The following is a 20,249-nucleotide window of genomic DNA, read 5'->3' on the forward strand; positions in this document are numbered from 1 at the left end:
TTGCGATCGGGCGCGCGCATGTCGGTCAGGCAGTTCGCGGTGGCCTGGCTGGCGGCCGCGTTGGCCATGCTCGCGCTCGATGCCATGTGGCTCACGCTCATGGCTGATCGCCTCTACCGCCCCGCGATCGGCCACTTGATGGCGGAGCAGTTCGCGGTGCTGCCGGCGATCGCGTTCTACGCCGTCTACTTGACCGGTGTGGTGGTGTTCGCGGTCGCCCCCGGCCTGGCCGTGGGACGCTGGCAGGTGGCGATGCTCAGGGGCGCGATATTCGGCCTGGTTGCCTACGCGACCTACGACCTGACCAACCAGGCCACGCTGGCCCGCTGGGCGTGGCATGTGACCGTTGCCGACCTGGCGTGGGGCACGTGCCTGACTGCGATCGCAGCCGTGGCGGGATGCGGCGCAGCAATGAAATGGGGCCGTCCGAGCGCTGGCGGCTGGTGAAGGGCTCACATTCCCATGAGCGCCCCGAGCGTGCGCGCCAGCATGCCCTTGAATACCATCGCGCCGCCGACGTAGGCCAGACAGATGCATTCGCCGGATGCCAGCACTTCGGGCTGGTGGTGCACGGTGCTGTCGGTTTCGTCGAAATCGCCCTCGGCGAAGAGTTCGCGGCCATCGTGAAACCGGCCGTACAGCACCTGCGTGAGTTCCATGCCCGCATGCGTGTGCATCGCCAGCTTCCTGCCGGCGCCGATGCGCAGCAGGAAGACCTTGGCGGCGGGGTCGGACGGCACCGTGACGCGGCTCCAGCGCATGCCGGGACCGATCCAGCGCCAGGGGGTTGCGGTGCAGTCGCCCAGCGCACGCGGCCACTTCATGCCTTCCGGCGCGGGCGGGAGCCGGGCCCCGGGGGTGGTTGCGGCAGATGGCGGCGGCGCATCGATGGCAGCCATGGTGCGTGCCAGCGCGTCGGCGGAAAGCGCCGCCGGTGACAGGTCTTCCAGAAGCATGCCGGCTGCGACCTCGAGTGTGCGCAGGCGCTCGCGGCAGAACGCGCAGGATTCGACATGGCTGGCCGTGAGCACGCCGGCGCCGCCTGTCAGGTCGCCGGCCGCCAGACCCAGGAGCAGATCGTCGGCTGGATGGTGGTGAATCATGGTTCGATGTCGCCGAGCAGACGGCGCAGGTGGTTCACGGCCAGACGCACGCGCGACTTCACCGTGCCGAGCGGAATCCCGAGTTCCGCCGCGATGCGGGCATGCGCCCGTTCCTCGAAAAACGACAGACGCAGGACCAGTGCCTGCTCTTCGGGCAGGCGGGCCAAGGCCTGGCGGACTCTGGTTTCGCGTTCCCGGGCAAGAACCTGATCGTCGGGGGGCGGAAGCAGGTCCTCGCGCCTGTCGGCATCCTCGTCGTCGGCGCCGTAGATCATGCGGGCGTCCTGTCGCCGGAAATGATCCACCCGCAGATTGCGCGCGATGGTGAAGACCCAGGTGGTGACGTTGGCGCGCGCGGGATCGAAGGTCGCGGCCTTGCGCCACACGTTCACCATCGTCTCCTGCGCAATGTCTTCGGCAAGCGTGTCGCTGGTGCCGCCGAGCACCAGGTACGACTTGATGCGCGGCGCGAAATGCTTGAAGAGTGCGGCGAAGGCCTGCCTGTCGGCCTCGACCGCCACGGCACGCGCCAGCCCGTTCAGTTCTTCGCTCGTCGGCATGGCTTTCCGTGGGGAATCCGATGTCACGACCGACAGCCACGGCGAGCGTTGTCCGTTTGCCGGAACGGCCGACGAGGGCTGGGGCGCGGTATCCATGCTGCTTCTACGGCAGCGGCGGGCCATTAGATCACAGGGCCCGTGCGGGAAATGCATGAGTTGCGTGCGACAGACGAATCCATCCGGCCGCCGGCGCCGTATAAGCGGCCATGACCCACCTTGCAGAGCCCCAGCGGCCGCCTGACCGCTCTCCGCCACCGAGCCGCACGCGCGGGGACACCCTCGACGTCGCGGTGATCGGCAGCGGCATTTCCGGCCTCTCCGCGGCGTGGCTGCTGTCGCAGCGTCACCGCGTGACGGTGTTCGAGGCGGACCTTCGGCCCGGTGGCCACAGCAACACGGTGGACGTGACGGGCACGAGCGGCGAGCCGGTGGCGGTGGACACCGGCTTCATCGTCTACAACGAGGCTGCGTACCCGAACCTCACGGCCCTGTTCGCGCACCTCGGCGTCGAAACCGATCCGTCCGACATGTCCTTCGCGGTCAGTCTCGACGGCGGACGGCTGGAGTATTCGGGCTCCGATCTGCGCGGGCTGTTCGCGCAGCGCGGCAATCTGGTCAACCTGCGCTTCTGGTCGATGCTGCGCGATCTGGTGCGCTTCTACCGGCAGGCGCCGATCGATGCCGGCCACATCGGCCTGATGCCGCTGGACGCTTACCTCGACCTTCGCGGTTACGGCCGCGCGTTCCGCGAAGACCACCTCTATCCGATGGCGGCGGCGATCTGGTCGACGTCGGCCGCTCGCATCGGCCAGTACCCGACCGAGGCATTCGTGCGCTTCTGCGAGAACCACCAGTTGCTGATGCTCGGCGACCGGCCCGCGTGGCGCACCGTGCGCGGCGGAAGCCGGCACTACGTCGAGAAGCTCACGCGGGGGCTCGGCTCGCGCCTGCGCTTGGGGTGCCCCGCCGAGCAGGTGCGGACGGTGGCGGGTGGCGTCGAAGTGCGAACCGGCGCAGGCGACGCGCCCGAGCGCTTCGATCAGGTCGTCATCGCCGCGCACGCGGACCAGGCCCTGCGCCTGCTGCCCGACGCCCGGCCCGACGAACGCCGTCTGCTGGGTGCCTTCCGCTATGCCCGCAACCACGCCGTTCTGCACGGCGACCCCGCCGCCATGCCGCGCAGGCGGCGTGTGTGGTCCAGCTGGAACTACATGGCCGACCGGCGCGGCGAAGACGCGCTCTGCGTCAGCTACTGGATGAACCGGCTGCAGCGGCTGCCGGGCGCGGGCCCGCTGTTCCTCACGCTGAACCCTTCGTGCGAGCTGCACCCGGGCCGCGTGATCCGCACGGAGGTCTACGAGCACCCGCTGTTCGATGCGACTGCGATCCGCGCGCAGCGCGAACTGTGGTCGCTGCAAGGTCGGCGCGGCATCTGGTTCTGCGGCGCCTATTTCGGCGCCGGCTTCCACGAGGACGGCCTGCAGGCCGGGCTGGCCGTCGCCGAGGCGATCGGTGGCGTGCGCCGGCCGTGGCAGGTTGCCGGGGAGTCTGCCCGCATCCACTTGAGGTCGCCCATGGCGATCGCTTCGTGAGCGGCGGCTCCGCGCTCTATGCCGGCGGTGTGACGCATCGGCGCCTGCGCCCGGTGCCGCATCTGCTGCGCTACAGGGTGTTCTGGCTGCTGATCGATCTGGACGAACTGCCGCAGCTTTCGCGGCGCCTTCGGCTGTTCTCGCTCGACCGCTTGAACGTCTTCAGCCTCCATGCGCGCGACTACGGCGACGGGCAGGGCCTGCGCGCCCACGTGGAGCACCAACTGCGCGCAGCCGGCCTGGAAACCGGCGGAGCGATTCACCTGCTGACCATGCCCCGCATGCTCGGCCACGTCTTCAATCCGCTGAACGTGTATTTCTGCCATCGAGCCAATGGGGTGTTGCAGGCGCTGCTCTATGAAGTCAACAACACGTTCGGCGAGCGGCACGGCTATCTCGTCGAGGTGAACGAAAAGGACGCTGCGGGAGGGCGCATCGTCCAGCAATGCGCGAAGGGCTTCCATGTGTCGCCGTTCCTCGATCTCGACATGCGCTATCGCTTCGATGTCGAACCGCCTTCTCCCGACCGGCCCGGTCTGCGCATCGCGATCGCCGCAAGCGACGCGGAGGGCCAGGTGCTCGTCGCGAGCATGGAAGCGGCCCGACGCCCGCTGACGGATCGGGCGCTGGCGCTGGCGTTCCTCGCCTTCCCGCTGCTCACGCTCAAGGTCATTGCCGCAATCCACTGGGAAGCTCTCCTGCTGTGGCTCAAAGGCATCCAGGTGCGATCGCGTCCCGGCGCGCCCGCCGCGGAAGTCACCATCATCAGGAACGAGGAATCGTGACGACGACAACCACGGCATCGAAGGCACTCTCCACATCCCGGCCTTCGCGCGAGTCCTTCTCGAGCGGCATCGCCGCCTGTGCGCGGCGACCGCTGCGCCGGCTCGCGTTGCAGCTCCTGGCCGGCCTGCGCGAGGGCGCGATGACGATCGTTCTACCGGACGGAGAGCGTATCGAAGGTCGAGGCGCAATGGCGGGCGACCACGTCACCGTGGTGCTGCACCGGTGGCGGGCGCTCCTGCGATTGGCGCTGCAGGGCGACCTGGGATTTGCGAGGTCCTATCGCGACGCAGATTGGTCGACGAAGGATGTCACCGAACTGCTCTTGCTGGCCCTGCGCAACGAAGCGCACTGGACGGGGGGCATTCAGGGCTCTAAGGCGATGCGCTTTTTCGACCGCTTGCGTCATCTCATGCGCCGCAATACGCGCCGGGGGAGCCGCGAGAACATCTCCTTCCACTATGACCTGGGCAATGACTTCTATGCGCAATGGCTCGATTCGGAGTTGATCTATTCCAGCGCGCTCTATCGCGCTCCCGCGGAATCGCTCGAAGCGGCCCAGGCGAACAAGATCGCACGCATCGTGGACCTGCTGGATCTGCCGCCAGATGCCTCGGTGCTGGAGATCGGCTGCGGCTGGGGAGCGCTGGCGGTCGCGCTTGCGCGGGAGTGCAGCGCGCAAGTGACAGGCCTGACGCTTTCGACCGAGCAACTCGCGCACGCGCGACTGCGCTGCGAGAGGGAAGGACTGTCATCGCGGCTCGACCTGCGTCTGCAGGACTATCGCGATGTGCGCGGGCGCTATGACCGCATCGTCTCGGTCGAAATGCTGGAGGCGGTCGGCGAGAGATTCTGGCCCGGCTACTTCGACACGCTGCGCGAGCGGCTCAAGTCCGACGGCATCGCGGTGCTGCAGGTCATCACCATCGCCGATGAGCAATTCGAGCGCTATCGCGCGAGCGCCGATTTCATCCAGCGCCTGATCTTTCCCGGAGGGATGCTGCCGTCATGGCGCGAGCTTCAGGCGCAAGCCCTTCGCGCAGGACTGGAGATCAGGCGCGAGGAATCGTTCGGGGAGAGCTACGCGGCAACGCTCGTTCACTGGCGCGAGCGGTTCGCGAGCGCCTGGCCCCACATCGAGGCGATGGGCTTCGACGATTCGTTCCGAAGGCTCTGGGCGTACTACCTGAGCTATTGCGAAGCGGGCTTCAGGACCGGTCGTGTCGGAGTCGGGCTCTATACATTGAGGCACGCCGGCAACCGGTGGGTCGACTCGAACCACGCGAAGCCCAGGCCCGAAGCACCGGACACGCCCGATTGACCGGGGCGCCGCTGCCGCGGCCGAAATTCCTAAACTCTGTCGGTCGTTTGAGTTTCCGTCGGCCCGCACCCGTCTGCGTCTGCGGCGTCCGGTGTCGTCGTCCGGCGTTTGTCAGTTCCCCGCAAGCAGGCCAACAATAATTATGAATTCAGTTTTGGGCATTCGGAAGATCTGAAGCAAGGAGACACGCCTATGGACCGCTACGCAGAGTTCTATCGCCGTTCCGTTGATGCGCCGGAGGCCTTCTGGGCCGAGCAGGCGAAGCTCATCGACTGGAAGACGCCGCCCGGACGGATCCTCGATGCGAGCCGTCCGCCTTTCGTGACCTGGTTCGCCGGCGGAACGACCAATCTCTGCCACAACGCGGTCGACCGGCATCTTGCGACGCGGGGCGACCAGCCGGCGCTGATCTTCGTATCGACCGAAACGGGCGTGGAGAAGACCTATTCCTTCAGCGAGCTTCATGCCGAAGTCCAGCGCACCGCCGCGAGCCTGATCGAACTGGGGGTGGGGAAGGGCGATCGGGTCCTGATCTACATGCCCATGATCCCGGAGGCCGCGTTCGCGATGCTGGCCTGCGCGCGCATCGGGGCGATCCATTGCGTGGTGTTCGGTGGCTTTGCGAGCGGCTCGCTGGCTTCGCGCATCGAGGATGCGACGCCGAAGGTCATCGTCAGCGCCGACGCCGGATCGCGCGGCAACAAGGTGCTGGCGTACAAGCCGCTGCTCGACGAGGCGATCCGCCTGTCGGCGCACAAGCCGCAGGCGGTGCTGCTGGTCGACCGCGGTCTGGCTCCGATGGACCTGACCGAAGGGCGAGACCATCTCTCGGCTGGTTTGCGTGACAAGCACATGAACGCGCAAGTGCCGTGCACCTGGCTCGACGCCACCGACATCAGCTACACCATCTACACCAGCGGCACGACCGGCAAGCCCAAGGGCGTGCAGCGCGACACCGGCGGCTACGCGGTGGCACTGGCGGCAAGCATGAAGCACATCTTCGACTGCCGCGCGGGCGAGACGTACTTTTCGACCAGCGACATCGGCTGGGTCGTGGGCCACAGCTACATCGTCTACGGCCCGCTGATCGCCGGCATGGCGACCATCATGTACGAGGGCCTTCCCACGCAGGGCATCGATCGCCAGCCGGACGGCGGCATCTGGTGGCGGCTGGTCGAGAAGTACAAGGTGACGGTGATGTTCAGCGCGCCGACCGCGGTGCGCGTGCTCAAGAAACAGGACCCGGCACTGCTCAAGAAATACGACCTGTCGAGCCTGCGCGCGCTCTTCCTCGCCGGCGAGCCCCTGGACGAGCCGACCGCGCGCTGGATCAGCGAAGGCCTGGGCGTGCCGATCATCGACAACTACTGGCAGACCGAATCCGGCTGGCCGATCCTCACGGTGGCGAACGGCGTCGAGCGCATGCCGAGCAAGTTCGGCAGCCCGGGCATCCCGATGTACGGCTACAAGGTCAAGATCCTTCATGAATCGACCGGCGAGGAACTCACAGGCGCCAACGAGAAGGGCGTGGTCGTCATCGAGGGCCCGACGCCGCCGGGCTTCATGCAGACGGTGTGGCGGGATGATGCGCGCTTCGTCCATACCTACTGGAAGAGCATCCCGGACAAGATGGTCTATTCGACTTTCGACTGGGGCATCCGCGACGAGGACGGCTATTTCTATATCTTGGGCCGCACCGACGACGTGATCAACGTCGCCGGTCACCGGCTCGGCACGCGCGAGATCGAGGAAAGCATCTCCGGCCATCCCAGCGTCGCCGAAGTCGCGGTCGTCGGCGTCGCCGATCAGCTCAAAGGGCAGGTGGCGCTGGCCTTCGTGGTGTCCAGGGAAGCCGCGGCGGTCACCGATGCCGATCTGGCGTTGCGGCTGGAAGGGGAAATCATGAAGCGGGTCTCCGACGACCTCGGCGCGCTCGCCCGCCCGGCGCGCGTACGTTTCGTCACAGCCTTGCCCAAGACCCGCAGCGGCAAGCTGCTTCGCCGCGCCATCCAGGCCGTCTGCGAGCACCGCGACCCCGGCGACCTGACCACGATCGACGACCCGAGTACGCTTCAGCAGATCAAACAGTTGCTCTGACACAACGCCCAAAGAGCGAGGTCTCAGGCCAGGAATACCGCGGAACCGGCTTCGCCGGGCCGCTGGTATTGCCCCCTGCAAGGGGGTGGAGAGCGACACGCAGTGCGCGAGCCTGGGGGTTTACCCATATACTTCGCGTCCGTACTCAGGCCCTTCCCCAGCCACAGTCGCATCCGCCAATCGGTTCAGCCGTGTCGCGGAAGGTTTCTTAACCAGCTCGTGCTTCCCTCAGGGAAGCGAAGGTCAGCGCAATATGAGCGATTCATCGTCGGCTCCATCCGTCTACACCGCCTATCAAGGCAACACGTACCTCTTCGGCGGCAACGCGCCGTATGTCGAAGAGATGTACGAAAACTACCTCTCCAACCCCGGCAGCGTCCCCGACAACTGGCGTGCGTACTTCGATGCGCTCCAGAACGTGCCTGCCACCGACGGCAGCCACACCAAGGACGTTCCCCACCTCCCGGTCATCAACGCCTTCGCCGAGCGCGCGAAGGCAGGCACCACCAAGGTCGTTCAGGCCAGCGGCGCGGATTCCGAACTCGGCCGCCAGCGCACCGCCGTCCAGCAACTGATCGCCGCCTACCGCAACGTTGGCGCGCGCTGGGCCGACCTCGATCCGCTCAAGCGCGCCGAGCGTCCCGCCATTCCGGAACTCGAGCCTTCGTTCTACGGCTTCTCCGACGGCGCTCTCGAGACGGTCTTCAACACGAGCAACACTTTCTTCGGCAAGGACACGATGTCCCTGCGCGACCTGCTCAACGCGCTGCGCGAAACGTATTGCGGCACCATCGGCGCCGAGTACATGTACATGACCGACCAGGCGCAGAAGCGCTGGTGGCAGCAGAAGTTCGAAAGCGCCCGCACCAATCCCAAGCTCACCGCCGACCAGAAGAAGCGCGTGCTGGAACGCCTCACCGCCGCTGAAGGCCTCGAGCGCTTCCTCCACACCAAGTACGTCGGCCAGAAGCGCTTCTCGCTCGAAGGCGGCGAGAGCTTCATCGTCTCGATGGACGAGCTCATCAACCAGGCGGGTGCCCGTGGCGTGCAGGAAATCGTCATCGGCATGGCCCACCGCGGCCGCCTGAACGTGCTGGTCAACTCGCTGGGCAAGCTGCCCGCCGACCTGTTCGCCGAGTTCGACCACACCGCCCCCGAGGACCTGCCGAGCGGCGACGTGAAGTACCACCAGGGCTTCAGTTCGGACGTCTCGACCCCCGGCGGCCCGGTCCACCTGAGTCTCGCGTTCAACCCTTCGCACCTGGAAATCGTGAACCCGGTGGTCGAAGGCTCGGTGCGCGCCCGCATGGACCGCCGTGCCGACCCGCTCGGCAAGCAGGTGCTGCCGGTGATCGTGCACGGCGACGCAGCTTTCGCGGGCCAGGGCGTCGTGATGGAAACGCTGGCGCTGGCCGAAACGCGCGGCTATTCCACCGGCGGCACGGTGCACATCGTCATCAACAACCAGATCGGCTTCACCACCAGCGACCCGCGCGACAGCCGCTCGACGCTGTATTGCAGCGACATCGTCAAGATGATCGAGGCGCCGGTGCTGCACGTGAACGGCGACGATCCCGAAGCCGTGGTGCTCGCCACCCAACTCGCTCTCGAATTCCGCATGGAGTTCCAGAAGGACGTGGTGGTGGACATCGTCTGCTTCCGCAAGCTCGGCCACAACGAACAGGACACCCCGGCGCTCACGCAGCCGCTGATGTACAAGAAGATCGCCCAGCACCCCGGCACGCGCAAGCTCTACGCCGACAAGCTGGCAGCCCAGGGCCTCGGCGACACGCTCGGCGACGATCTGGTCAAGGCGCAGCGCGCGGCCTTCGACGAAGGCAAGAACACCACCAACCCGGTCATCACCAACTTCAAGAGCAAGTACGCGGTCGACTGGACCCCGTTCCTCAACAAGAAGTGGACCGATGCTGGTGACACCGCGATCCCGCTCGCCGAGTGGAAGCGCCTGGCAGAGCGCATCACCAAGTCGCCGGACAACTTCACCGTGCACCCGCTGGTCAAGAAGGTGCTGGACGACCGCGCGGCCATGGGCCGCGGCGAAGTCAACGTCGACTGGGGCATGGGCGAGCACATGGCCTTCGCCTCGCTGGTCGCGAGCGGCTACCCGGTCCGCCTCTCGGGCGAAGACTGTGGCCGCGGCACCTTCACGCACCGCCACGCCGTCCTGCACGACCAGAACCGCGAGAAGTTCGACGTCGGCACCTACGTGCCGCTTCAGAACGTGGCCGACAACCAGGCACCGTTCGTCGTCATCGACTCGATCCTGTCCGAAGAAGCCGTGCTGGCCTTCGAATACGGCTATGCCTCGAACGACCCCAACACGCTCGTGATCTGGGAAGCGCAGTTCGGCGATTTCGCCAACGGCGCGCAGGTCGTGATCGACCAGTTCATCGCCTCGGGCGAAGTCAAGTGGGGCCGCGTCAACGGCATCACGCTGATGCTGCCGCACGGCTACGAAGGCCAGGGTCCGGAGCACAGCTCGGCGCGCCTGGAGCGCTTCATGCAGCTGTCGGCCGACACCAACATGCAGGTCGTGCAGCCGACCACGGCCAGCCAGATCTTCCACCTGCTGCGGCGCCAGATGGTGCGCAACCTGCGCAAGCCGCTGATCATCATGACGCCGAAGTCGCTGCTGCGTAACAAGGACGCGACTTCGCCGCTGTCCGAGTTCACCAAGGGCGGTTTCCAGACGGTCATCCCCGACGTCAAGGATCTCAAGGCCGAGAAGGTCAAGCGCGTCATCGCCTGCTCGGGCAAGGTCTACTACGACCTGGCCAAGAAGCGCGAGGAGAAGGGCGCCGACGACGTGGCGATCATCCGCGTCGAACAGCTCTATCCGTTCCCGCACAAGGCTTTCGCGACCGAGCTGAAGAAGTACCCCAATCTGGTCGATGTCGTCTGGTGCCAGGACGAACCCCAGAACCAGGGTGCGTGGTTCTTCGTGCAGCACTACATCCACGAGAACATGCAGGAAGGCCAGAAGCTCGGCTACTCCGGCCGCGCTGCTTCGGCATCGCCTGCGGTGGGTTACTCGCACCTGCACCAGGAACAGCAGAAGGCGCTCGTCGACGGGGCCTTCGCCAAGCTCAAGGGCTTCGTGCTGACCAAGTAAGAAGAACGCGAACCACCTCACAAGAAACACGAAGCGGAATCACAAATGTCCATCGTTGAAGTCAAAGTCCCCCAGTTGTCCGAGTCCGTGGCCGAAGCCACCATGCTCCAGTGGAAGAAGAAGGCCGGTGAAGCGGTCGCCGTCGATGAAATCCTGATCGAGATCGAGACCGACAAGGTCGTGCTCGAAGTGCCGGCGCCCGCCGCCGGCGTGCTGGCCGAGATCGTGGCCGGCGACGGCGCGACCGTCGTGGCCGATCAGCTCATCGCCAAGATCGACACCGAAGGCAAGGCCGGTGCGGCCGCGCCCGCTGCGGCACCTGCCGCGGCACCGGCAGCCGCTCCCGCAGCAGCCGCCGTCGCTGGCGGCACGTCGAAGTCCGACGTCGCGATGCCTGCGGCTGCCAAGCTGCTCGCCGACAACAAGCTCGGCACCGGCGACGTGACCGGCACCGGCAAGGACGGCCGCGTCACCAAGGGCGACGTGCTGAGCGCCGTCGCCGGCGGCGCGACCGCCAAGGTTGCTGCGCCTGTCGCGATCCCCACCGGCGCACCGAAGACCGCGCTGCCGCAAGTCGCCGCGCCCGCCACCGCCCCGGATCTGGGCGACCGTCCGGAAGAGCGCGTGCCGATGAGCCGCCTGCGCGCCCGCATTGCCGAGCGCCTGCTGCAGTCGCAATCGACCAACGCCATCCTGACCACGTTCAACGAAGTCAACATGGCACCTGTCATGGAAATGCGCAAGCGCTTCCAGGAGAAGTTCGAGAAGGAGCACGGCGTCAAGATCGGCTTCATGAGCTTCTTCGTGAAGGCGGCCGTGCATGCCCTCAAGAAGTACCCGGTGCTCAACGCATCGGTGGACGGCAACGACATCGTCTACCACGGCTACTTCGACATCGGTATCGCCGTCGGTTCGCCGCGTGGCCTCGTGGTTCCGATCCTGCGCAATGCCGACCAGATGAGCTTTGCCGACATCGAGAAGAAGATCGCCGAATACGGCGCGAAGGCGCGCGACGGCAAGCTGGGCATCGAAGAGATGACCGGCGGCACGTTCTCGATCTCCAATGGTGGCGTGTTCGGCTCGATGCTGTCGACCCCGATCATCAACCCGCCGCAGTCGGCCATCCTCGGCGTGCATGCGACCAAGGACCGCGCCGTGGTCGAGAACGGCCAGATCGTGGTTCGTCCGATGAACTACCTGGCGATGAGCTACGACCACCGGATCATCGACGGCCGCGAAGCCGTGCTGGGCCTGGTTGCAATGAAGGAAGCGCTCGAAGACCCGGCGCGCCTGCTGTTCGACATCTAAGGAGTACCGGATGTCTGACAAGCAATTCGACGTCGTCGTCATCGGCGGCGGCCCCGGCGGCTACGTGGCCGCGATCCGTGCGGCGCAGCTCGGCTTCAATGTGGCCTGCATCGACGAGTGGAAGAACGCCAAGGGCGGTCCCGCCCTCGGCGGCACCTGCACCAACATCGGCTGCATCCCCTCGAAGGCGCTGCTGCAATCGTCGGAGCACTTCGAGCACGCAGGTCATGCTTTCGCGGACCACGGCATCAAGGTCGAAGGCCTCGATATCGACGTGGCCAAGATGCTGGCGCGCAAGGACAACGTCGTGAAGCAGAACAACGACGGCATCGTCTACCTGTTCAAGAAGAACAAAGTCGCGTTCTTCCACGGTCGCGGCTCGTTCGTGAAGGCTTCCGACGCCGGCTACGAGATCAAGGTCTCCGGTGCCGCTGAAGAGAGCATCACCGGCAAGCACATCATCGTGGCGACCGGCTCGAACGCGCGTCCGCTGCCGGGCGCGCCGTTCGACGAGGAGAACATCCTCTCGAACGACGGCGCACTGCGCGTCGGTGCGGTGCCGAAGAAGCTCGCGCTGATCGGCTCCGGCGTGATCGGCCTCGAAATGGGTTCCGTGTGGCGCCGCCTCGGTGCCGAGGTGACGGTGCTCGAAGCCCTGCCGACCTTCCTCGGCGCGGTCGACGAGCAGATCGCCAAGGAAGCCAAGAAGGCTTTCGACAAGCAGGGCCTGAAGATCCACCTCGGCGTGAACGTCGGCGAAGTCAAGTCGGGCAAGAACGGCCTGAGCATCGCCTACACCGACGCGAAGGGCGAAGCGCAGAAGCTCGACGTGGACAAGCTGATCGTCTCGATCGGCCGCATCCCCAACACCATCGGCCTGAATCCCGAGTCGGTCGGCCTGCAGCTCGACGAGCGCGGCGCGATCGTGGTCGACGACGAGTGCAAGACCAGCCTGCCGAACGTCTGGGCGATCGGCGATGTGGTGCGCGGCCCGATGCTCGCGCACAAGGCGGAAGAAGAGGGCGTTGCCGTGGCCGAGCGCATCGCCGGCCAGCACGGTCACGTCAACTTCAACACGATCCCGTGGGTGATCTACACCTCGCCGGAGATCGCGTGGGTCGGCCAGACCGAGCAGCAGCTCAAGGCCAGCGGCCGTGCATACAAGGCCGGCACCTTCCCGTTCCTCGCGAACGGCCGTGCGCGCGCACTCGGCGACACGACCGGCATGGTCAAGTTCCTGGCCGATGCGGCCACGGACGAAATCCTCGGCGTGCACATGGTCGGTCCGATGGTCAGCGAGCTGATCTCCGAAGCCGTCGTCGCGATGGAGTTCAAGGCCAGCGCCGAAGACATCGCCCGCATCTGCCACGCGCATCCTTCGCTGTCCGAGGCGACGAAGGAAGCGGCGCTTGCGGTCGACAAGCGCACGCTGAACTTCTAAGCCTTGAACGTCCGTCAGGCTTACGACGCGGAACTGGTTGCGCGGGGTTTCAAGAGCGACCCCGCGCAGCTGCGTGCCATCGACGCGCTGGACCGCTGCGCGAGCGAATGGGCCGAGTACAAGGCGCAGCGTTCCAACGCCTTCAAGAAGCTGATCAACCGGCCGGACATCCCGCGCGGGGTGTACATGTACGGGGGCGTCGGCCGCGGCAAGAGCTTCCTCATGGATTGCTTCTACAACGCGGTCCCGCTGCGCCGCAAGACGCGGCTGCACTTCCACGAGTTCATGCGCGAGGTGCATCGCGAGCTGGCCGAGCTGCAAGGCACGGTCAATCCGCTGGATGAGCTCGGCCGGCGGATCGCCAAGCGCTACAAGCTCATCTGCTTCGACGAATTCCACGTCGCGGACATCACCGACGCGATGATCCTGCACCGCCTGCTGGTGGCGCTGTTCGACAACGGCGTGGGCTTTGTCACGACATCCAACTTCAAGCCCGACGACCTGTACCCGGGCGGGCTGCATCGCGATCGGATTCTTCCGGCGATCAAGCTGCTGAACGAGAACCTCGAAGTCATCAACGTCGACAACGGCACCGATTACCGACGCCGTACGCTCGAACAGGTGCGGCTCTATCTCACGCCGAATGGTGCGGAGGCCGACAGGGAGATGCGCGAAGCGTTCGAGCGGCTGGCCGAGTCCGCGGACGAGAATCCGGTGCTGCATATCGAGGCGCGCGAAATCCACGCGCTGCGCAAGGCCGGCGGCGTGGTGTGGTTCGACTTCAAGACGCTGTGCGGCGGGCCGCGCTCGCAGAACGACTACCTGGAGATCGCCACGCAGTTCCACACGGTCTTGTTGTCCGACGTGCCGTACATGCCGGTCCGCATGGCGTCGGAAGCCCGGCGTTTCACGTGGCTGGTGGACGTGTTCTACGATCGGCGCGTGAAGCTGATCATGTCGGCCGAAGTGCCGCCTGAAGAGTTGTATACCGAAGGGCCGCTGGCCCATGAATTCCCGCGAACCGTTTCGAGACTCAACGAGATGCAATCGGCCGAGTTCCTGTCGCTGGAACGCCGCGTCGTCGACACCCGCCTGACATGAAAGCCACGCTTGCCGCCGTCCTCATCGGACTGTCTTCCCTGCCGCTCTGGGCGCAGACGGCGGCCACGGTCGCCAACACCGATCTCGATGCAGAGCGCGCGAGACTGACGGAAGAACAGAAGGTGATCGACGCGCGATATGTGACCGAGCAGCAGGCCTGCTACAAGAAGTTCGCGGTCGAGGACTGTCTCCAGGAAAGCCGCCGCCGCCGCCGCACGGCCACCGATGACGTCAAGCGTCAGCAGGCGGCGATCAACGATTTCGAGCGCAAGCGCCGGGGTGCTGCCGAGATGGAAAAGCTCGAGGAGCAGAACGCCTCGCAGAAGGCCAAGGAGGCCGATGCGCAGCGCGAGCAATCGTTGAAGGCGCAGCAGGACCGCGAGCAGCGCGCGGCCGATCATTCAGCCAGCCGTGCGCAGGCGGCTTCGCAGCAAGAGGAAAACCGGCGGCAGTTCGAGAAGAAGCAGCGCGAACATGCCGAGCAGCAGGCCGATGCTGCGAAGCGAAGAGCCCAGGCGCCTGCGACCCGGGCCGAGTACGACGACAAGCTGAAGAAAGCCGAGGAGCATCGCGCCGAGCTCGAGAAGAAGAACAAGGAGCGGGACAAACCTCGGGCGGCGCCGCTGCCGGATCCTGGAGCGGCATCACCGATGGTTCCCGCGCCCAAGAGCCCGTGATGCTCTTGGCGGCTCGGCCGGTCATTCGGCGGGTGGCAGATCCTCGACCTTGACCACCGCGATCGAGATGTTGTCACCGGTTCCGCGTGCGCGCCGGCGCGCCTCGGCCACCAGCAGTTCCACGGCCGATCGTGGTGGCTGGTCAGCCAGCAGGGAGCCCATTTCCTCTGGCGTGAAGTAGTGCCAGAGGCCGTCGCTGCAGGCCATGAGCACATCGCCGGACTGAAGGCGCGGGATCAGATGGACATCCACCGGCGGAGGCGTCGACTTCATGCCGAGACAGCCGAGCAGGATGTTGCTCTGCGGGTGGAGGCTCGCTTCCTCTTCGTCGATCTCGCCGCGGTCCACCAGCACCTGGACATAGGAATGGTCCTTGGTGCGCTTGACGAGGCGGCCGCGATGGAAGTGGTAGATGCGTGAATCGCCGGCGTGCACCCAGGCACAGTCGCCCTCGGGATTCAGCAGGAAGGCGGCCAGCGTGCTGTGAGGCTCCTGTTCGCTGGATACGGCGGTCAGCTTGATCACCGTGTGCGCGTCCTCCAGCATCTGCCGGAGAACGCCCACCGGCTCGTCCCGGCCCGGCTTGTAGCGGGCGAAGAGCTGGCGCGCGGTCATCAGCACCTGGTCGGAGGCCTTGCGTCCGCCGCTGCGTCCGCCCATGCCGTCGGCCACGACGCCGAGCACGCATCCCGGTACGCGGGGGTGCGAGGAGACCATGACCTGGTCCTGCTGATAGGGGCGATCCCCCTGGTGGAGGCCGGTAGCGGCAGCGAGTCGAAAGCTTCGTGTCATGCAGGCGCCGGGGCGCCAGTGGCGCGGTCTCTCATGGTTCTTGTCGGAGCGGAACGAGGACGTATTATCGAGTGAACACGCGCAGGGAAAGACCCGCTGCCTGCGCCGTTCGTGAATTGCGCCCGTTGGACTCCAATCTTCATTCCCTTTCGCGCCAGCTGATCGAGTTGCGCATCGAGCATGCCGACCTCGATGCCTCGATCGACCGCCTCGCAGACGCCGTATCGCGCGACGAACTCCTGCTGCGCCGCCTGAAGAAGAGGCGCCTTGCGTTGCGCGACGAGATCTCGCGCCTTGAGCGCCTGCTCGATCCCCAAGAGCCCGCCTGATGTCCCTCGAGCAGGAAGTGCGCGAGGCGTTTGCGCAGGATGGGGTGCTTTCTCAGGCCGCGGAGCAATTCCGCGAGCGCGAGGGGCAGACGCAGATGGCGGTTGCCGTCGCCCGCACCATCGCGGACGGCGGGGTGCTCGTCGTCGAAGCGGGCACCGGTGTGGGGAAGACTTTTTCCTATCTCGTGCCTGCGCTGCTGAGCGGCGAGCGCGTGTTGCTGTCCACTGCGACGAAGACGCTGCAGGACCAGCTCTTCGGCCGGGATCTGCCGCGCCTCGTCGGCGCGCTAGGCTTGCCGGTTCGTACCGCCTTGCTCAAGGGGCGGGCCAGCTATCTGTGTTTGCACCGTCTCGATCAGGCGCGCCACGACGCATCACCCGAGCGCGCCTCGTTGCGCACGCTGGCGAAGATCGAGCAATGGGCCAGGACCACGCGGACGGGCGATCTCGCCGAACTTCCTGGCCTCGACGAACGCTCGCCGGTGATCCCCCTGGTCACCTCCACGCGCGAGAACTGCCTCGGCGCGCAGTGCCCGCAGTTCAAGCCCTGCCATGTCAACCTCGCGCGGCGCGAGGCGATGGCGGCGGACGTCGTGGTCATCAACCACCACCTGTTCTTTGCCGACCTGGCCGTGCGCGAATCGGGCATGGCCGAATTGCTCCCGACGGTGCGGGTCGTGGTCTTCGACGAAGCGCATCAGCTGAACGAGACCGGCGTCCAGTTCCTCGGCGTCCAGCTCGGCAGCGGGCAGGCGCTCGATTTCGCACGCGATCTGCTGGCCGCCGGGCTTCAGCATGCGCGAGGACTGGTCGACTGGCAGCAATTGGTGGCCGGTGTAGAGCGCGCCGCCCGGGAGCTGCGCCTTTCCGTCGGAAAGCAATACCCGGGCGCCAAGCTGCGCTGGTCCGGCCATTCGCCCGAAGGGGTTCCGATGCAGGCGTGGCAAGGAGCGCTCGAGGCGCTGGGGCAGGCGTTCGCCGAAGCAGGGCGGGGGCTCGACACGGTGAGCGAACTGTCGCCGGATTTCGTCCGGCTTCATGAGCGGGCGCTGCAGCTTTCCGAGCGCGCGTCCCGGTTCGCCGACGCTTGCCCCTCCGGATCGGTTCGTTGGGTGGACGTGGGTTCGCATCTGCGACTGGTCGAATCGCCGCTCGACATCGCCGAGGCGGTCCGCACGCGCGTTCTCAAGGCCGATCCGGCCAAGGCGGACGACGATGGCCGCGCCTGGGTCTTCACCTCGGCCACGCTGGGCGACGACCCGGCACTGAGGTGGTTCACCGAACCGTGCGGGCTCGAAGACGCGGAAGTGCTGCGCGTCAAAAGTCCGTTCGACTACGCACGCCAGGCTGCGCTCTACGTGCCGCGCAGATTTCCCAAGCCTAGCGATCCATCGCACGGACACCACGTGGCGAAGCTCGCCGCGCACGGCGCGCGCCAACTGGGCGGCCGCACGCTGGTGCTGACGACGACCCTGCGCGCCCTGCGCACGGTCGGAGATGCGATCCGACAGGACTTCGAGACGCTGGAGCCGGCGGATCGGCCGGAGGTGCTGGTGCAGGGCGAACTTCCGAAGCGCACCCTGATGGATCGATTCCGCGAGGGTGCTGCGCAAGGGCGTGCCGGATGCGTCCTCGTGGCGTCGGCGTCCTTCTGGGAGGGGTTCGATGCGCCCGGCGACGCCCTGCAACTCGTGGTGATCGACAAGCTTCCGTTCCCGCCGCCCAACGATCCGCTGGTGGAGGCGCGCTCCCAGCGCCTCGAGTCGCAAGGCCGCAGCGCATTCAGCGACTACTCGCTGCCCGAGGCGGCGGTGGCGCTCAAGCAGGGCGCCGGGCGGTTGATCCGGCGCGAAACGGACACCGGGCTGCTCGTGATCTGCGACACCCGCCTCGTCGCGATGGGCTATGGCCGCCGCTTGCTCGCCGCGCTGCCGCCGATGCGGCGCATCGAAGACGAGGCTGGCTTCCAGGAAGCGCTGGAGGCGCTCAGGAACGAATCCAGCGACTAGGAATCGACGCAGCCGGGCCCAGGAATCCCGCGGAACCGGCTTCGCCGGGCCGCTGGGATTGCCCCCTGGAAGGGGGTGTCAGAGCGACACGAAGTGAGCGAGGCTGGGGGTGATTACCAAAGCTTCCACCAAGGGTCGTCCTTGGCACGGAAGCCGCGCGAAAGGTACTCGCTGTTCGGATAGTTCTGCGTCAGCACGCGCTTGGCGTCGTCGCGCAGTTCGGTCATGCCGAGCTTGTCGTAGGACGCGTACATGATGTAGAGCGCCTCTTCGAGCGCCGGCACTTCACGGTAGTCGGCAAGCGCGAGCTGCGCGCGATTCACGGCCGCGAGGTACGCGCCGCGCTGGTAGTAGTAGCGGGCCACGTGCACTTCATACTGCGCGAGCGAGTTGACGATGTAGTTCATGCGCTGCCGTGCGTCCGGCGTGTAGCGCGAATCGGGGAAGCGGGTCACCAGCTCCTTGAAGGACTCGAAGGATTCCTTCGCGGCCTTCTGGTCGCGCTCGGAAAGATCCTGGCGCGTCATGAACGCGAAAAGGCCGAGATCGTCGTTGAAGTTGATCACGCCCTTCAGGTAGAGCGCATAGTCGATGGCCGGGCTCGCGGGATGCAGCTTGATGAAGCGATCGAGCGTGGCGATGGCGCCTGGCTTGTCGGCCGCCTTGTACTGCGCATAAGCCTTGTCGAGCTGGGCTTGCTGGGCCAGGGGCGTGCCGGCGGCGCGACCTTCGAGCTTCTCGTACAGCGGGACGGCCTTGTCGTAGGCGCCGGAATCGACTTCGTCCTTGGCCTCGGAATAGATGCGGTTGGGGCTCCAGTTCGCGGTCTTGTCGGCTTCGGTCGTCGAGCAGCCGGCCACCAGCCATGCCGCAGCACACAGGGCCAGCCAGCCTGGGACAACCGATAATTTGGCGCGAAACATCAAGTAAGGCTTTCGTGAAACAGGTGCCCTCAATTATATCGACCGGCCCCTCGGGCACCCTCCCGGACGCGGTGGACCACGACGAGGCGGCCGAGCTGTCCGATGCGAGCGAGATCCGCACTTTCCTGATCGGCGAAACCCAGCACGGGCAGCGCCTGGACAGGGCGCTTGCAGCGCTCGTCCCCGAGTTTTCCCGCAGCTATCTGCAGCAGCTCATCGATGCCGGCATGGTGGAGGTGCAGGGCCGCCCGGTCACCAAGCCCTCGGTGACGGTGCATGCCGGCGAATCGGGGCGAATCGAGCTTCGGCCCACACCGCAAAGCCAGGCTTTCCGGCCGGAGACGATGCCGATCGCGGTCGTGCACGAGGACGAGCATCTGCGCGTCATCGACAAGCCGGCTGGACTCGTGGTGCACCCGGCGCCGGGCAACTGGAGCGGTACCTTGCTCAACGGATTGCTCGCGCTCGATCCGCGCGCTGCGCTGCTGCCGCGTGCCGGCATCGTGCATCGCCTCGACCGCGACACGAGCGGCCTGATGGTGGTGGCTCGCAGCCGGGCGGCGATGGATGCGCTGGTGGCACTGATTGCGGCCCGCGAAGTCACGCGCCAGTACATCGCGATGGCGCACCGGACGTGGCAAGGCGCCGATACCCGGCACGTGGACAGCCCGATCGGACGGGACCCTCGCAATCGTCTTCGCATGGCGGTGGTCGACCTGCGCCACCCCGGAAAACCCGCGAGAACCTTGATCGAGGCGCTGGACAGCAACGAAACGGGCTGCGCGGTGCGTTGCACGCTCGAAACCGGACGAACCCACCAGATTCGCGTGCACATGGCTTCGATCGGCCATCCGCTGGTCGGCGACGCGCTGTACGGAGGCGCCGAAGCCGCAGGCCTGACGCGGCAGGCGCTGCACGCCTTCCGGCTCGCATTCGTGCATCCGGTGACGGGCCGGGACATGCAATTCCAGTCGCAGCCGCCCGCCGACATCGTGCAGGGGATGTCCCTCTGGGGGCTGGATTACAATTGCGCCTGATGGTCCCAAGGGGCCGCGCCGGCGACCTGATGTCGGCTTCGCG

General features: G+C 66.3%; 17 protein-coding genes. 13 read left to right on the forward strand and 4 right to left on the reverse strand.

What is annotated here, in order from left to right; genetic code table 11:
• Nucleotides 1-18 precede the first annotated feature (18 nt).
• A complete protein-coding gene (locus WKW77_RS19230; protein ID WP_340358471.1) occupies nt 19-447 on the forward strand; it encodes a DUF2177 family protein in 429 nt (142 codons plus the stop codon).
• 5 nt (nt 448-452) lie between these two features.
• Here WKW77_RS19230 and WKW77_RS19235 read toward each other — a convergent pair whose 3' ends face one another.
• Nucleotides 453-1,103 carry a ChrR family anti-sigma-E factor gene (locus WKW77_RS19235; protein ID WP_340358472.1) on the reverse strand — a complete coding sequence of 217 codons (651 nt, stop codon included), beginning with the start codon at nt 1,101-1,103 and terminating at the stop codon, nt 453-455.
• Nucleotides 1,100-1,786 (reverse strand): sigma-70 family RNA polymerase sigma factor, encoded by a 687-nt coding sequence (locus tag WKW77_RS19240; protein ID WP_340358473.1) that lies wholly within the window; start codon nt 1,784-1,786, stop codon nt 1,100-1,102. The genes WKW77_RS19235 and WKW77_RS19240 overlap by 4 nt, the downstream gene beginning before the upstream one ends.
• Nucleotides 1,787-1,869: 83 nt before the next feature.
• Here WKW77_RS19240 and WKW77_RS19245 point away from each other — a divergent pair, with 83 nt between their 5' ends.
• The 9 genes from WKW77_RS19245 to WKW77_RS19285 all read left to right on the forward strand — a co-directional run bounded on the left by WKW77_RS19245 (nt 1,870) and on the right by WKW77_RS19285 (nt 15,116).
• On the forward strand, nt 1,870-3,255 hold the full coding sequence (locus WKW77_RS19245; RefSeq protein WP_340358474.1) for an NAD(P)/FAD-dependent oxidoreductase: 1,386 nt from the start codon (nt 1,870-1,872) through the stop codon (nt 3,253-3,255).
• Nucleotides 3,252-4,040 carry a DUF1365 domain-containing protein gene (locus tag WKW77_RS19250; RefSeq protein WP_340358475.1) on the forward strand — a complete coding sequence of 263 codons (789 nt, stop codon included), beginning with the start codon at nt 3,252-3,254 and terminating at the stop codon, nt 4,038-4,040. The genes WKW77_RS19245 and WKW77_RS19250 overlap by 4 nt, the downstream gene beginning before the upstream one ends.
• Nucleotides 4,037-5,359, forward strand: a complete 1,323-nt coding sequence (locus tag WKW77_RS19255) for a class I SAM-dependent methyltransferase (RefSeq protein WP_340358476.1) — start codon at nt 4,037-4,039, stop codon at nt 5,357-5,359. The genes WKW77_RS19250 and WKW77_RS19255 overlap by 4 nt, the downstream gene beginning before the upstream one ends.
• 171 nt (nt 5,360-5,530) lie before the next feature.
• The gene (locus WKW77_RS19260) at nt 5,531-7,456 is read left to right on the forward strand and encodes a propionate--CoA ligase (RefSeq protein WP_340358667.1); all 1,926 of its coding nucleotides are present in this window, start codon (nt 5,531-5,533) and stop codon (nt 7,454-7,456) included.
• A 253-nt stretch (nt 7,457-7,709) separates the two neighbouring features.
• Nucleotides 7,710-10,589: a 2-oxoglutarate dehydrogenase E1 component gene (locus WKW77_RS19265; protein ID WP_340358477.1), complete on the forward strand. Its 2,880-nt coding sequence runs from the start codon at nt 7,710-7,712 to the stop codon at nt 10,587-10,589.
• Between the two features lie 45 nt (nt 10,590-10,634).
• Nucleotides 10,635-11,897: a 2-oxoglutarate dehydrogenase complex dihydrolipoyllysine-residue succinyltransferase gene (gene odhB / locus WKW77_RS19270; RefSeq protein ID WP_340358478.1), complete on the forward strand. Its 1,263-nt coding sequence runs from the start codon at nt 10,635-10,637 to the stop codon at nt 11,895-11,897.
• A gap of 10 nt (nt 11,898-11,907) precedes the next feature.
• Entirely contained in the window at nt 11,908-13,338 is a 1,431-nt protein-coding gene (gene lpdA, locus WKW77_RS19275; RefSeq protein ID WP_340358479.1) for a dihydrolipoyl dehydrogenase, read from the forward strand.
• A gap of 3 nt (nt 13,339-13,341) precedes the next feature.
• Entirely contained in the window at nt 13,342-14,439 is a 1,098-nt protein-coding gene (gene zapE / locus WKW77_RS19280; protein WP_340358480.1) for a cell division protein ZapE, read from the forward strand.
• A complete protein-coding gene (locus WKW77_RS19285) occupies nt 14,436-15,116 on the forward strand; it encodes a hypothetical protein (RefSeq protein ID WP_340358481.1) in 681 nt (226 codons plus the stop codon). The genes zapE and WKW77_RS19285 overlap by 4 nt, the downstream gene beginning before the upstream one ends.
• Before the next feature lie 21 nt (nt 15,117-15,137).
• On the opposite strand, the gene WKW77_RS19290 is transcribed toward WKW77_RS19285, so the two are convergent.
• Nucleotides 15,138-15,908: a PP2C family protein-serine/threonine phosphatase gene (locus WKW77_RS19290; RefSeq protein ID WP_340358482.1), complete on the reverse strand. Its 771-nt coding sequence runs from the start codon at nt 15,906-15,908 to the stop codon at nt 15,138-15,140.
• A 125-nt stretch (nt 15,909-16,033) separates the two neighbouring features.
• Here WKW77_RS19290 and WKW77_RS19295 point away from each other — a divergent pair, with 125 nt between their 5' ends.
• On the forward strand, nt 16,034-16,237 hold the full coding sequence (locus tag WKW77_RS19295) for a DUF465 domain-containing protein (protein ID WP_184523900.1): 204 nt from the start codon (nt 16,034-16,036) through the stop codon (nt 16,235-16,237).
• Nucleotides 16,237-18,246 (forward strand): DNA repair helicase YoaA, encoded by a 2,010-nt coding sequence (locus WKW77_RS19300; protein WP_340358483.1) that lies wholly within the window; start codon nt 16,237-16,239, stop codon nt 18,244-18,246. Before WKW77_RS19295 ends, WKW77_RS19300 begins: the two co-directional genes overlap by 1 nt.
• Nucleotides 18,247-18,359: 113 nt before the next feature.
• Here WKW77_RS19300 and WKW77_RS19305 read toward each other — a convergent pair whose 3' ends face one another.
• On the reverse strand, nt 18,360-19,169 hold the full coding sequence (locus WKW77_RS19305) for an outer membrane protein assembly factor BamD (protein ID WP_340358668.1): 810 nt from the start codon (nt 19,167-19,169) through the stop codon (nt 18,360-18,362).
• Between the two features lie 14 nt (nt 19,170-19,183).
• On the opposite strand from WKW77_RS19305, the gene WKW77_RS19310 reads away from it, so the two are divergent.
• On the forward strand, nt 19,184-20,206 hold the full coding sequence (locus WKW77_RS19310; protein ID WP_422823232.1) for an RluA family pseudouridine synthase: 1,023 nt from the start codon (nt 19,184-19,186) through the stop codon (nt 20,204-20,206).
• The last annotated feature ends 43 nt before the right edge of the window (nt 20,207-20,249 follow it).

It is taken from the genome of Variovorax ureilyticus, assembly GCF_037889935.1.
GTDB lineage: Bacteria > Pseudomonadota > Gammaproteobacteria > Burkholderiales > Burkholderiaceae_C > Variovorax > Variovorax ureilyticus.